Origin of the sequence: Polaromonas sp. (genome assembly GCF_029945925.1) — a bacterium.
In the GTDB taxonomy this organism is placed as follows: domain Bacteria; phylum Pseudomonadota; class Gammaproteobacteria; order Burkholderiales; family Burkholderiaceae_C; genus Polaromonas.
Map to the genome: position 1 here is coordinate 140,064 of NZ_JAQSDN010000049.1, position 14,237 is coordinate 154,300.

The window sequence follows — 14,237 nt, forward strand, 5'->3', positions numbered from 1 at the left end:
TTAGACGGGGGTACTGCTGATGGCCGAGCCGCCGATGTCGCCACTGAGCAGTGCGACACGGGGCAAGCTTTGGTCGGCCTCGGTGTTGGTCAGCCAGGTGTCGATGTCGGCCGCCGGCATCGGCCGGGCAAAGAGGTAACCTTGGCAGATGTGGCACCCCAGGTTGTAGAGCACTTCCATTTGCGAGACCTCTTCCACGCCTTCGGCGATCACGCGCAAGCCCAGCGCGCGCGCCAGCGCGATGATGGCCGACACCACTGCCGAGCTTTGAGGCGTGGTGCCCAGGTCGTGCACGAAGGAGCGGTCAATCTTGAGTTCGCTGATGGGCAGGGTGGTCAGGTAGGCCAGCGACGAGTAGCCAGTGCCAAAGTCGTCGATGGAAATTTCGATCCCCATCTGATTCAGGCGTTGCAGCGAGGGCATGACGCCCTGCAGGTCCTTCATCAGGCCGGTTTCGGTGATTTCCAGCTCGATGAAATGAGGCGGCACGCCTTCTTGCGTCAGGATGGCCTGGATCTTGTCGACCAGGTCGGGCAGTTCGAACAGTCGGCTGGGCAGGTTGACGGCGATTGACGCGTCGAAACCGAATTGCTTTTGCCAGATCTTGGCCTGTCGCGCGGCCTGGGTGATGGCCCACAGGCTCATCGCGTTGATCAGGCCCGTGGCTTCGGCCAGTGGGATGAAGTCGATCGGGGGGATGATCTTGCCGTCGCGCATCCAGCGCATCAGGGCCTCGGCGCCCACCATCTTGCTGGTTCGCACGTCGATCTTGGGCTGGTAGTACAGCACCAGTTCGTCGCGCTCCAGGGCCTTGTGCAGGGCAGTGTCCAGATCCAGGCGCACGCGGCCCTTGCTGGCCAGTTGCAGGTCATAGACCAGCGCGGTGTTGCGACCCTGGCTCTTGGCCAGGTCCATGGCCACGTCGGCGTTGCGCAGCAGGTCGGCCACGCTCAGGCCATGGGCCGGGAACAGGGCGATGCCGATGCTGGCGGTGATGAAGCATTCCTGGCCGGCGGCCATCATGGGGTCGCGCAGGGCTTGCAGGATGCGTGTGGCCGTGTCCATGGCCTCGGCTTCGTTGACGATCTCGGGCAACAGCACCACGAACTCATCGGCGCCCAGGCGGCCCACGGCCTCCAGGGTGCGGTGACCGCGCGTGCCGGTCATCTCCATATTGCCTTCCATGACCTGCTCGGAATGGCGCACGCAGGAGCGCAGTCGCCGCGAGACCTCGATCAGCAGTTCGTCGCCGGCATGGTGGCCCAGGTTCTCGTTGATGATCTTGAAGCGGTCCACGCCGATTTGCAGCAGGGCCACGTGGTGGTTCAGGCGCTTGGCGTGCTCGATGGCGCGCTCGCTGCGCCAGAAGATCTGGCGGCGGTTGGGCAGGCCGGTGAGCGTGTCGAAATTGGCCAGGTGCTTGATCTTGTCCTCGGCCACGCGGCGGTCGGTCACGTCCTGGACGATGCCGGTGTAGCCGATCAGGGCGGCCACTTCATTGAACTCGGGCTCGGCCTCGATGTGCAGGATGCGTTGGCGGCCATCGTGCAGGTTGACCTGGATGTCGTTGCACAGCACGGTGCCGTGGTCCAACACTTCACGCAGGATGCGTTCAAAGCTTTGGCGCTCTTCGGGGCCGATCATGCGCAGGATGCGCTTGAGGCCCAGGCGATCACGCCCGCCCAGGCCGAACACGCGCATGCCTTCCATCGAGAAAACGATGTCGGTCACGCCTTGGCGCCAGTCGAAACTGCCCATGCGTGCCAGGTCTTGAGCGCGAGCCAGTGTGGCCTTGCTGCGTTCCAGCTCGTGGCGGGTGCGCGAGGCGCGCAACAGGTAACGCAGGCGCCCGGCCAGCAGGCTCCACTGCGTGCACTTGATGAAAAAGTCGGTGGCGCCTACTTCGTAAGCGCGGGTGATCGAGGCCTCGTCGTCCAGACCGGTGAGCATCAGCACGGGCACGGACTCGTAGCCGGGCAGGTGGCGCAGTTCCTGGCAGGTGGCAAAGCCGTCCAGGCCGGGCATGACGGCGTCCAGCACGACCACGTCGGGCAACCATTCGCTGATGATTTGCAGGGCTTGTTCGCCGGAACTGGCCTCGGTGATCGCGAAACCGCGCTCGCGCAGGGCGATGGAGGTCAACAGCAGGTTGACTTCGTCGTCATCCACCAGCAGCACTTTCGGCTGCTCTTGTGAATCATCGGTCCCGACGGAGCTAAGGAGGTTCACAGTTGAGCCTCCAGCAAGAGGCGCAAGCTCGCGGTCACCCGTTCCACCTCGGGCCGTATGGCGCTGATGCGATTAGTCAGATCTTCACCTGTTGGACGCCTGATCATGGATTCGATTTCGGCACACATTTGCGACAACTTGAGCGCGCCGATGCTGGCTGACGATGATTTGAGAGTGTGCGCCACATGCGCGATCCCTGCATGATCGCCGACTTTGATGGCATCTTCGAGTTGCGGCAGCATCCGCCCGACAGAATTTTCAAAAGCTTTTGACACTCGCTCAATCAATTTGTTCTCGCCCTTGGGGTCGAGGTCTTGTAAACGCTGCAAAGCCTGGCGGTCAAGGACCTCTTCCCAGCCTGCGCTGAGCGATTCGTCGGTGGTGCCATGCAGGTCTTGTGGCGCGGTGTGATCTGCCAAACCATCGTGCAGTGGCGTGGGCACGGTGATGGGGGCTTCGGGCAGGTCGTTGGGGTCGATGTGGGTGTGTTCCACCAACACCTTGTGCAACTGGCTCTGCCGGAAGGGCTTGGACAGGTAGTCGTCAAAGCCCAGGCCCAGGAAGCGTTCTTCGTCGCCTTCCAGCGCATTGGCCGTGACAGCGATCACCGGCGTGTCAGACGGTGTGATGAACGAGAAGCGGTTGTTGGAGCCCCGGCGGAACCAGCCCAGGGCCTCAACGCCGTCCATGCCGGGCATCTGGATGTCCATCAGGACCAGGTCAAAGCGCTGTTCACCCAGGCGGCGCAGACCTTCGAGGGCTGAACTCGCGACACGCACTTCGCAACCCAGGCGTTTGAGCATCTGCGAGCACACCTCCTGGTTGACGGTGTTGTCTTCGATGACCAGCACGGCCTTGTTGATGCGAGTGGCTTCGTGGGCCACGTCGCCACGCTCCGCCGAAATGCCCAGGATGGCCTGGCGCAACTCTGCTTTGCGCAGAGGCTTGGCCACAAAACGCTGGAAGCCGACGTCTTGCGCTCGCCGCACGTCGTCGGGTGATGACACCGACGACAGCAGGATCATCTTCAGCTTGGGGTAGCGGCCGCTGGTGCGCACGGCTTCGGCCAGGCCCATGCCGTCCAGGTGGGGCATGTTCATGTCCACCAGGGCCAGGTCGAAGGGCGCGTCTTGCGAGGGGTGGGCCATCAGCACCTTCAGGGCTTCGCGGCCATCCACGGCCAGCACCACGTGCATGCCCCAGGCGGTCAGCATGTTCTCGATCACGGTGCGGTTGGTGTCGTTGTCGTCTACCACCAGCACGTTGAAAGAGGGCATGTCGGGTTCTTCCAGCATGGCCATGTCGGCTTGCGTGGTGCCGATGCACACGGGCACGCGGAACAGGAACTCCGAGCCGACACCGGGCGCGCTGTGCACCTCGATCTGGCCGCCCATCAGCTCGACCAGTTGCTTGGAAATCGCCAGACCCAGGCCGGTGCCGCCGTAGCGCCGCGCCATGCCGCCGTTGGCTTGCACAAAGGCGCTGAACAGGCGGGGCACGACTTCAGATGGAATGCCAATGCCGGTGTCGCGCACCATGAATTCCAGCAGCATGGTGTCGGTGCTGCCGGGCTTGGGCAGTTCCACGGCGCCACCGATGGCGCGGCGGATGTCGACCACGATTTCGCCGTGTTCGGTGAACTTGATGGCGTTGGCCACCAGGTTGGTCAGGATCTGGCGCAGCCGCAGCGGGTCCCCATGGATGACGGAGGGCAGGCCTGGTTGCTCGCGGAAGTTGAGTTCCAGGCCTTTTTCGTGGGCGCGCGGGGCCATCAGCTCCAGGGTGTCTTCCACCAGGGTGCGCAGCACGAAGTCGCAGGTGGCCAACTCCAGCCGACCGGCTTCGATCTTGGCGAAGTCCAGGATGTCGTTGATGATCTCGAGCAGGCTTTCGCCGGAGCGGTACACCGCCTGGGCAAAACGGCGCTGCTTGTCGCTCAGTGGCGTGCCCAGCAGCAACTCGGTCATGCCCAGGATGCCGTTCATGGGGGTGCGGATTTCATGGCTCATGTTGGCCATGAATTGGCTCTTGGCCTGGCTGGCGGCCTCGGCCATGTCGCGGGCGCGTTGCAACTCCAGCGCTTGGCCATGCTCGTCGGTCACGTCGGACACCAGGCCGTAGATGCGCGATTGCCCGTCGGGCAGGCGGCGGGCGCGGGTGCGGTGGCGCAACCAGCGCAGGCCTTTTTCCGGGTGCTGCAGGCGCAGCAGGGCGTCGGTCGGCTGGTCCTGGTCTTCCATGGCCTCTTGCTCGATCAGCAAAGGGCGGTCTTCGGGCACGACCAGGGACTTCAGCCGATCCGGGTGGGCCTGGATGTCTTCGGCCGACACGCCCCACAGGTCTTGCGTGCGGTGGCTGAGGTAGAGGTAGCTGGCGCGGTGCTCGCTGGCCACATAGACGCAGTCGTCCATCGATTCGACCAGCTCGCGGAAGCGGCGTTCGGACTCTTCCAGATCGGCTTGGGCTTGTCGGGCGGCGGTGATGTCGCGCACCAGCGAGATCAGCAGGCGCGGACGGCCATTGCTGTGGCGCAGCGCAAAGTGCCGGGCGTTGACAATGCGTTGCTGCGAAGCGTTTTGCCACTGGAAATCGTGCTCAATGGTTTGGCCGGTTTCCAGGGCCTCCTGCATCGGGCCTTCGGTCAGTTTGAGGACGGACTCGCCCAGTGCCGCCGTGATGGATTTGCCCACCACTTGGTCGCGCTGCAGCTTGAATTCGATCTCGGTATAGCGGTTGATGGCCACCACGTTGAGGTTGACCGGGTCGAGCACGAAGAGGCTGACGGGCAGGTTGCCTAGCAAGGCTTCGAGGAATTCGCGCTCCTGCTCGCGCACATGCTCTTGCGCCTTGCGCTTGGTGATGTCGTTGAACAGGCAGACGTATTGGCTGCGCCCCCCGGTTTCGTCCAGCATCTGGATGGCGTCGATCTCGCCCCAGTAGCGCGTGATGAGCTGGCCGCCCTGACGCGCCGCCTCATAGGACAGGCGGAAAGGCACGCCCCGGGACAGGTGGTCTTCCAGCTCTCGCACCGTGTTGGGGGCGCTGACTTCCTGCTCCAGCAGGTCGCCCAGCTTGCGGCCCAAAACTTTTTCCTCCGGCCAACCGGTCAAGGCCACGAAGGCGCTGTTGATCCACTCGATGGTGCCGTGGCGGTCAGTGATGGCCACGCCGCTGCTGATGCGCGAGGCGACCAGGGCCAGGCGACCCAGGTGTTCGGCGCTGGTGGCCATGTGGGCCAGGTTGGCATCTCGCTGGGCGACAAAACCCAACTGGATGGCGGCAATGTCCAGCACGTGCGACAGGCCGATGCAGTCCTGTTGCGGGTCGTCGAACTCCAGCAAGGCCAGCGGCCAGCCTTCGACCGAGACGGGCACGGCCAGCACTTTGTGGGTTTGGGGCGAGCGCCAGGGACAAGTGGACAACGCCGACAGTTCATCTTCGCCCTGGGCCGAACTGGGCCTCAGGGTGCTCAAGGCCTGACCGAGTGGGCGTTCATCGCGTTGGGTGGTGGCGATGGCCGTGACGTCAATGATGTCCCCGGCATCGCTGTCGGCATTCACCCAAGGGCGCAGCAAGGCCGACTCGCCATTCCACCCGTCCACCCGCAGGCAGACCCACGCTTTGGAGCCCATGTGCTGGTGCAGGGTTTGGCCGACCCGTTGCAAGGCCTGGGCCAGCGAGTTGGCGCCATGGGCGGCTTCGGCGATTTCTTGACTCAGGGCCAGCCAGCGTTGTGCCTCCGCGTTGTCGTGAGACGACACTTGTGGCAGCAATTCTTCGTCCATGACCGCTTCGGGGGGCCGTGTCGTGCCCGGCTGGTCGGCCGCTGGGTTCTGCCCTTGGCGCGCCAAATAGCCGATGCCAGCGGATGCCCAACCAGCCAAAGCCAGCCCAAGCCCGCTCAAACCCCAGCCCACGGTCGCCACGGTCGTCATGACCAGGGCGCTCAGGGCGAGAATAAAGGTCCACGGTAAGCGCATGATTTCCTTGTCCGGGGATATCGCGTGACGATCCTTGGGTAAGTCAGCCCCGTTGCCAGGGGACCGCAGGGGCATACTGTGTCCAATCGTTAACTAATCACGGACTTTACAGGCACAGTGAAATGGTCAACCAGCAGAAGAAACCCCTTGCGGTCCTTCTTACAATCATTTGAATGCCGGGTAATCATTCTTTTTTAAGTCGGGTGTCGCTCCGTCGGCGGTCTCAAATCCAGTTAATGGGGTGGGGCGCGGCGGGTTTGGTGACGCTCGTCGTGATGGTGCTGCTGGAGGCGCCTGCTTGGGCACACAGCCTGTTCCTGTTGCTATGGTGCGTGGTGTGGGGAACGGCCTTGGCATGGTTGCCTGCGCCAGAAGCAGGGATCAACCCAGCTGCGCCACCCATTACACCGACTGAGGTGATGAGTGCTCCTGAGTCGGCGGTGTCTGACGACGACCGCGTGCCCGCCTTGAGCGAGGCCGACCAAGAAGTCTTGCGTTATGCCTTGTCACACGACTTGAGGGCGCCGTTGCGCGTGGTCGATGGTTTCACGCGCATCCTCAAAGAGGATTACGGCAAGGTGCTGGACCGGGTTGGCAATGACCACCTGGACCGTGTGCTTGCAGCCTCCACCCGCATGAGCGGCATGATCGACGCTATCCTGGCGCAGGCTCAACTGGCACGGGAGCCCGTGGGGCGCGAGTGCATTGACCTCAGCTTGCTGGCGAAAGAGGTCGTCAAGGACCTGTCCGATCTGGAGCGCGACGAAGGGTTGGCGACCGGTCAGGCGAGTCGGCGCGCCGAGTTCAGGGTGGCCGATGGCATGGTGGCCGAGGCCGATCCCACGCTGGTGCGGCGCGTGTTGGACAACCTGATGGGCAATGCCTTGAAATACAGCGCCAAGGTGGATCACCCGTGCATCGAAGTTGGGGTGATGCCAGCCACTAATCCAGCGGTGTTTTACGTGAAGGACAACGGCGCCGGTTTTGACATGCAGCACGCTGACAAGTTGTTTGGCTTGTTCCAGCGGCTGCACAGTGCCAAGGAGTTCCCAGGCACCGGGGTGGGCCTGGCGGGCGTCAAGAACATCATCGCGCGCCACGAAGGCCGTGTGTGGGCCGAAGCCCAGTCAGGGAAGGGCGCCTGCTTCTACTTCACGCTGATCAGCGCCGCACAAGCGCAAGCCCATAGGCGCCTGGACTGAAATGCTTCGGTTCGGTCAGTTCAGCGGCCCCAAGCCGGACAAAACTTCCTGAGCGTCCAAGAGGCGTTCACACCAGGCCTCGGTGGTGCGACCTTCTTGCTGCGCCTGTTTGCGCAAGCGATCCAGGGCCTGGCCGCGCCCCAGCGAATGCCGGTGCATGACGATGCCCACGGCCAGCGCCACGGTCTGCGCCAAAGGATCTGCGCTTGACGCGGATGCGGACGTTTTGGCCTGGGTGGCCGTCTGCGTGGCCTGGGCTTCCGCTTCGGCGGCGTTTTTGCGCCGGTTGGCGAAGGCGGATTCCACGGCAGGCACGATCTGCTGGATGTCCAGCGGCTTGACCAGGTAGGTCACGGCGCCCAGCTCCTTGACCTGCGCTACCGTGGCCTCGTCGGCAAAAGCCGACAGGAACATGAAGGGGATCTGGCAATACTCGCGCAGGTAGGCGGCCACGTCGAAGCCGGTTTTGCCTTCCATGCGGATGTCCAGCAGGGCCAGTTCGGGCTTGTGTTCGTGGGCCAGCAGGATGGCGTCGTCGCCGTTGTCGGCGTCGATCACCTCGTAGCCGGCTTGTGACAGGCCATGGGTCAACGTGGCCAGCACCAGCCGATCATCGTCTACCACCAAAATTTTGCCTTTGTGATTCACGTCCATCCTCGTTGGGCCGAGAAGCCCTGGAACGCGGCGAAGGCCCAGGGCCTCAGATCACGTCAAGACTGATTCGCCATTTTGCACGGCATTCCTCCCTCATTGTGGCCAAAGTGCAATCTGCTGGCCAGAGGGAGCACCCGGGATGTGGGGGGTGAGCACCAAACTGACGCCCGGCGGGTTCAGCTCGATTCGGGTCACGACCTGTTCGCCCTCCTGCGTCATGCTGAGCTTGGAGCTGCGGCGGGGCAGCAGGGCTCGGACCAGCCCCAGCCCAGACACGCCGCCAGGAACCCGGTGAACGTTGAAGCCTTCGGGCAGCACGCCCGTGTTGCGGATCTCGATGCAGACCTGTTGTTCACTGCAGAGCATGGAGCAGGTCAGGGACTCGCCAGCCTGCCCATGCTTGTGGGCGTTGGTGAGCAGTTCATTGAGGCTGAGCGCGATGGGGATGGATTCGGCTTCCGGCAGTTGCCAATCCGAGGTGTTGCAGCCTTCCACCACCAGGGTGATGGTTCGGTTGAAGGTGCGCTGCACCGACTGTGCAATCGCTTCGATGACGTTTTTCAGGCGCAATGGGCCGCCCGCGCCCACCTGTAGTCCATAGACCTGGGCGATGGCCTGAACCTGGCCGACCACCTCGGAGATGGCCGAGGCGACTTCCGGCTTGCGGGCCGCGATCTGCTGCAGCAGTCCGGCCACGCCTTGCAGGTTGTTCTTGATGCGGTGGTGCACTTCCTTGACCAGCATTTCACGCTGCGCAATGGCGGCCTCCAGCCGGGCTTGCTCGGCGGCGCGTTGCTCGCTGACATCCGAGGCCACCAGCAGCAGTTGGTCGGCGGTCTGGCCATCGTGTGACAAGGGCAGGTAGCTGACGTCCCAGGTTTGCATGCCCGAGCCTTGCTCGAATTTGTACTCGCGCTGCAGTGGTTTGGCCGAATCGAGGGCCCTGAGCATGTCCGCGCGCAATTGCCGCCCCCGGTCTGCGCCGTGGATCTGCTCTGGGGTCAAGCCGGGTGCCCTGGCGGGCTCGATCTTCATGAACGCCGAGGCGGCCTGGTTGGCCTGGATCACGGTCAGGGTTTTGGCGTCGCACAGCGTGATGGTCATGGGTGCCATCTCGATGATGCGCTGCAGGGTGGCTTGAGCTTCCACCGTCAGGGCCTCGGCTTCGCGGCGCCGGTCGATGTCCATCAGGGCATAGGTGATCTGGCGCTCGTTGAACTCACCGAGGGTGACCACGGCGTTGCCGACGACCCAGAAGACGCGCCCGTCCCGGCCCATGACTTGGCATTCGAAGGTGTGGGACTGGCCATCGAGCAGGTCGTCCAGGTAGCCGGTCAGGCGGAAGGGGTGGTCAATGTCGGGCGTGGCGACGGTGCTGAGCGGGTGCCCCAGAAAGTCGGGCAGGTCGCCACCGAACATGCGCCGGGCTGAGCGGTTCATCCAGGCGATGCCGCCCGAATCCAGCGTGACGATGCCCACGAACACCGAGTCCAGGATGGCGCGGGTGCGGTCGGCTTGCAGTGTGAGGTTCTGCTCGGCGCGGTGGCGGTCGTCGACATTGACGAAGGAGGCAATGAAACCTTCTTCAGGGTGGTCGGGCTTGACCAGGCGCAGGTTGACTTCGGCCCACAAGGGCGTGCCGCGAGGATGCCGCAGGGCCCGCTCGCCTTGCCAGTGGCCTTGCTCGCTGAGCTGCGCCAGGATCTGGTCGTCGGTTCTGGCGAGGGTGCTGGTATCGACATCGGTGATGTACAGGCTGGCGAGGGGCCGGCCCGCCATGTCCTGGTGGTCCAGTCCCAGCAAGCTGGCCAGGGCCGGGTTGGCGCTGTGCACCAGGCCGTCGCGCACGAAGGCGATGCCCACGCCGGACATGGTGAACATCAGGTCGCGGTCGCGGCCCAGGGCTTCCAACTGGGCTTGTTGCGAGCGGATGCGCGTGATGTCCGACAGCACGGCAATCACTTCCAGGGTGTCGGTGCGGGGGCCGATGCGGCGCACCGACAGCGCATACCAGCGCGTGGGGTAGCCCGGAGCGACGATTTCCAGCTCGCTTTCGAACTGGCCGGTGCTCAGCAACTCGACCTTGGACTGATCGACGACGCGGCGGATGCGCGGATCGCTGTCCAGCAAGGCGTCCAGGTGCTGCCCAGTCAAGGTGCCGGGGCTCAAGCCCAGCATGCGTTCGAAGCGGCGGTTGCAACGCACCAGGATGTTGTCGCGCAGGTAGGCGATGCCGGCGGGGCTGCTTTCGAGGATGGTGCGCAACTCGTGCAGCAACTGGTCCTGGTCGAACCCCATCATGCCGGTGGGTTCGCCGCTGGTGTTGGTGAAGTCGGGTGGGCGCGGCGTCTGCACCACGAAGGCCATGGGGTTGGTGTCGTGCACCACACACAGAAAGCGCTCGGGCTGGCCTGCCAAGCGTGGGTGGGCATGGACCTCGCTGCGCAGATAGCGTTGGTTGGCGGTGCCCTGGGCGACGCAGGCCAGGTTGCTCAAGGGCGGTGCGCCAGGCGCCAGGCCCAGCAAGGCCAGTGGGGCATCCCAGCCGGTGAGTTTTTGCAGCGCTTCAGACTCATGGCCCAGCAGCGCGCCAGGGGCCACGGCTTTGCCCATCAGTGTGGCAAAGGCCGCGTTGCTGCGCAGCAGGCGGCCATGTTCGTCGAATTCAACCAAGGCCTGGGGCACCAGATCGAACCAAGCGTCGTCGAGGCGGTTGCTCATGACTGGGCGGCGGGTCTTGAAGGAGGTCAGGCTTTGGGCGCGACGGTCACGCCCGGCAACTTGCCCGAATAGTCTCTGGGCAACTTGGACAAGCCGGCGGCCAGGCGTTGGGCCATGTCCTTGTACAGGCCCGCCAGCCTGCCGTTCGGGTCGGCCGCGACGGTGGGGTTGCCGCTGTCGGCCTGCTGGCGAATGTTCAGGTCCAAAGGCATGGAGCCCAGCGAGGGCACGCCGGTCTCTTCGGCCAGGCGTTTGCCGCCGTCTTCGCCAAAGATGTGGGCTTCGTGGCCGCATTGGGGGCAGTGGTAGGTGGCCATGTTCTCGACCACGCCCAGCACCGGCACGCCCACTTTCTCGAACATGCGCAGGCCCTTGCGGGCGTCCAGCAGGGCGATGTCCTGCGGGGTGGTGACAATCACGGCGGCGGTGAGCGGGGCGCGTTGGCACAGGGTCAGGTGGATGTCACCGGTGCCAGGTGGCATGTCGACGATGAGGTAGTCCAGTGGCTCATCGGTGGCGCCCCAGCGGGTCTGGCGCAGCAGTTGTTCAACCGCCTGGGTGGCCATGGGGCCGCGCCAGATGGTGGGTGCGTTCTCGTCGATGAGCAGGCCGATCGACATCATCTGCAGGCCGTGATTGCGCAGCGGCTCGATGCTTTTGCCGTCGGGGCTGTCCGGGCGGCCGCTCAGGCCCATCATCAGGGGTTGGCTGGGGCCGTAGATGTCGGCGTCGAGCATTCCCACGCTGGCGCCTTCAGCGGCCAGGGCCAGGGCCAGGTTGATGGCGGTGGTGCTTTTGCCCACACCGCCTTTGCCGGAGGCGATGCCGATCAGGTTTTTCACGCCCGGCAGAGGGGCTTGGCCGCGCGGCGCGGCATGCGTCTGAACCTTGGTGCTCCAGTTCACTTCCACGTTGGAAATGCCGGGCACGTCGTCAAGCGCTTGCATGACCAGGGCCGTGTAGGCGGGCCAGCGCGACGGGGCCGGGTAGCCCAGGGTAATGTCCACGGTGGCTTGACCTTGTTCCACCCGCAGCGATTTGAGCTGCTTGCCGCTGACCCAATCCTGATCGGTCAGGGGGTCGATGACGGCGCTGAGCGCGGCGCGTGCGGCGGTTTCTAAGGCGGATGGTGCGGGTAGGGTCATGCTGGCAAAGTCGGTGGGCAGGCGAGGAGGGAAGATGGATGTGAAAACTAATCCAGGCAGTCAGTCTAGCGCGGCCTAAAATCACGGACTTTCCCCAAGCCCTTGTCGCCATGCCACGTCAGCTCTTTGTCACGACAGCCCTGCCTTATGCCAACGGCCACTTTCACGTGGGCCACATCATGGAGTACATCCAGGCCGACATCTGGGTGCGGTTCCAGCGCATGCAAGGGCACCGCGTTCACTTCGTGGGGGCGGACGATGCCCACGGCGCCCCCATCATGATCGCGGCTGAAAAAGCTGGCAAGACGCCGCAACAGTTTGTGGCCGACATCGCGGCGGGCCGCAAGCCTTACCTGGACGGTTTTCACATCGCGTTCGACCATTGGTCGTCCACCGACAGCCCGGAAAATCATTCGCTGGCGAAAGAGATTTACGGGGCCCTGCGCGAGGCGGGCCTGATCACCGTGCGTCCGGTCGAACAGTTCTTCGACCCCGAGAAGAGCATGTTCCTGCCCGACCGCTTCATCAAGGGCGAGTGCCCCAAGTGCGGCGCCAAGGATCAATATGGCGATTCGTGCGAGGTGTGCGGTGCGGTGTATTCGCCCATCGAACTGAAGAACCCCTATTCGGCCCTGAGCGGTGCCACGCCGGTGCGCAAGACCAGCGACCACTATTTCTTCAAGTTGTCCGATCCGCGCTGCGCCGAGTTCCTGGAGGCCTGGACGCAAGATGGCAAGCTGCAATCCGAGGTCGGCAACAAGATCCGCGAGTGGTTCACCAAAGATGAAAACGGCGAGGGTGGCCTGAGCGATTGGGACATCAGCCGCGACGCACCTTACTTTGGCATCGAGATTCCTGATTTACCCAAGGACTCGCCGGGCAAGTATTTCTACGTGTGGCTGGACGCGCCGGTAGGCTACTTGGCCTCGCTGAAAAGTTATTTCGCCCACGGTGGCCCCAAGGCCAAGTATGGCGAGACCCGCAGTTTTGATGAGTTCATGGCCGACCCGGCGGTGGAGCAGGTGCACTTCATCGGCAAGGACATCACCTACTTCCACACCCTGTTCTGGCCCGCGATGCTGAAGTTCAGCGGCCGCAAGCTGCCGTCGCAAGTCAATGTGCATGGCTTCATGACCATCAACAACGGCGACAAGATGAGCAAGAGCCGAGGCACCGGCCTGGACCCGCTCAAGTACCTGAGCCTGGGCATGAACCCCGAATGGCTGCGTTACTACATCGCCGCCAAGCTCAACAGCAAGGTCGAAGATGTGGATTTCAACCCCGAAGACTTCGTGGCGCGCGTCAACAGCGACCTGGTGGGCAAGTACGTCAACATCGCCAGCCGCTGCTCCAACTTCATCCACAAGTACTTTGAAGGCAACCTGGCGCACCTGGATGCGGGCGACGAAGGCAAGCTGCAAGAGATGATCCCGCTGCAGGCCGTGATCAGCCGCGAAGCCGTGATCGCCGAGTCGCTCGACAAGCGCGAGTTCGGCAAGGCCTTGCGCGACATCATGGCCGCCGCCGACGAGATCAACCAGTACTTCGACACGGCCAAGCCTTGGGAGCTGGCGAAGGACAGCGCCCAGCATGCCGCGAACAGCGCCTTGCACGAAGTGCTCTCGGCCTGCATGGAAGGCTTCAAGTATTTGACGCTGTTCCTCAGCCCCATCCTGCCGGATGTCACCCGCCGTGCCTTTGACTTCCTGGGCTTTGACCAGCCCTTGAACTGGGCCGAACGTGCCACGCCGGTCACCACCATCCGCAAGTACGAACACCTGATGACCCGGGTCGATCCGAAGATGCTGGAAGCGCTGTTCGAGCCCCCAGCACCTGCCGTGGTCGAGGCCCCCAAGCCCGGCGGCGGGATTAAAGCCCCCATGCCCCCCGAGGGGGAGCACCTGGCCTTGGGGCGGCCCGGCGGCGAGGAGATCGCCCCCACGATCACCATCGACGATTTCGCCAAGGTCGATCTGCGCATTGCCAAGATCGTCAACGCCGAGCATATCGAGGGCTCCGACAAGCTGTTGCGCCTGACGCTGGATGTGGGCGAAGGCCGCATGCGCAATGTCTTCAGCGGCATCAAGTCGGCCTACAAGCCCGAAGACTTGGTCGGCAAGCTGACCGTGATGGTGGCCAACCTGGCGCCGCGCAAGATGAAGTTCGGCATCAGCGAAGGCATGGTGCTGGCCGGCTCGCACGCCGATGAGAAGGCCCATCCCGGCATCTACGTGCTGGAACCCTTCCCCGGCGCACAACCCGGTATGCGCGTCCGCTAAACCGAGATCTGGCACAAGGCTTGCTCA

At 63.8% G+C, this 14,237-nt stretch carries 7 protein-coding genes; 2 read left to right on the forward strand and 5 right to left on the reverse strand.

The annotated features are described in order from the left end of the window. Positions 1-2,229, reverse strand: coding sequence for an EAL domain-containing protein (locus PSV40_RS17980; RefSeq protein WP_300540312.1), 2,229 nt, complete (start codon positions 2,227-2,229; stop codon positions 1-3). Further along, positions 2,226-6,209, reverse strand: a complete 3,984-nt coding sequence (locus PSV40_RS17985; RefSeq protein ID WP_300540314.1) for a response regulator — start codon at positions 6,207-6,209, stop codon at positions 2,226-2,228. The genes PSV40_RS17980 and PSV40_RS17985 overlap by 4 nt, the downstream gene beginning before the upstream one ends. Positions 6,210-6,628: 419 nt before the next feature. Between PSV40_RS17985 and PSV40_RS17990 the strand changes: the two genes are divergently transcribed. Continuing rightward, positions 6,629-7,411 carry an ATP-binding protein gene (locus PSV40_RS17990; RefSeq protein WP_300540315.1) on the forward strand — a complete coding sequence of 261 codons (783 nt, stop codon included), beginning with the start codon at positions 6,629-6,631 and terminating at the stop codon, positions 7,409-7,411. Positions 7,412-7,426: 15 nt separating this feature from the next. On the opposite strand, the gene PSV40_RS17995 is transcribed toward PSV40_RS17990, so the two are convergent. The 3 genes from PSV40_RS17995 to apbC form a co-directional block, all read right to left on the reverse strand. After that, positions 7,427-8,035, reverse strand: coding sequence for a response regulator (locus tag PSV40_RS17995; protein WP_300540317.1), 609 nt, complete (start codon positions 8,033-8,035; stop codon positions 7,427-7,429). A gap of 123 nt (positions 8,036-8,158) precedes the next feature. Then, entirely contained in the window at positions 8,159-10,786 is a 2,628-nt protein-coding gene (locus tag PSV40_RS18000; RefSeq protein ID WP_300540318.1) for a PAS domain-containing protein, read from the reverse strand. A 26-nt stretch (positions 10,787-10,812) separates the two neighbouring features. Next, the gene (gene apbC, locus PSV40_RS18005; protein ID WP_300540320.1) at positions 10,813-11,931 is read right to left on the reverse strand and encodes an iron-sulfur cluster carrier protein ApbC; all 1,119 of its coding nucleotides are present in this window, start codon (positions 11,929-11,931) and stop codon (positions 10,813-10,815) included. A 110-nt stretch (positions 11,932-12,041) separates the two neighbouring features. Here apbC and metG point away from each other — a divergent pair, with 110 nt between their 5' ends. Further along, positions 12,042-14,210 (forward strand): methionine--tRNA ligase, encoded by a 2,169-nt coding sequence (gene metG / locus PSV40_RS18010; RefSeq protein ID WP_300540322.1) that lies wholly within the window; start codon positions 12,042-12,044, stop codon positions 14,208-14,210. Positions 14,211-14,237: the final 27 nt, after the last annotated feature.

Coding starts and splice junctions, on each gene's coding strand:
- PSV40_RS17985 (WP_300540314.1), bottom strand. CDS start 6,209: ATGCGCTTACCGTGGACCTTTATTCTCGCCCTGAGCGCCCTGGTCATG.
- PSV40_RS18000 (WP_300540318.1), bottom strand. CDS start 10,786: ATGAGCAACCGCCTCGACGACGCTTGGTTCGATCTGGTGCCCCAGGCC.
- metG (WP_300540322.1), top strand. CDS start 12,042: ATGCCACGTCAGCTCTTTGTCACGACAGCCCTGCCTTATGCCAACGGC.
- PSV40_RS17990 (WP_300540315.1), top strand. CDS start 6,629: ATGAGTGCTCCTGAGTCGGCGGTGTCTGACGACGACCGCGTGCCCGCC.
- apbC (WP_300540320.1), bottom strand. CDS start 11,931: ATGACCCTACCCGCACCATCCGCCTTAGAAACCGCCGCACGCGCCGCG.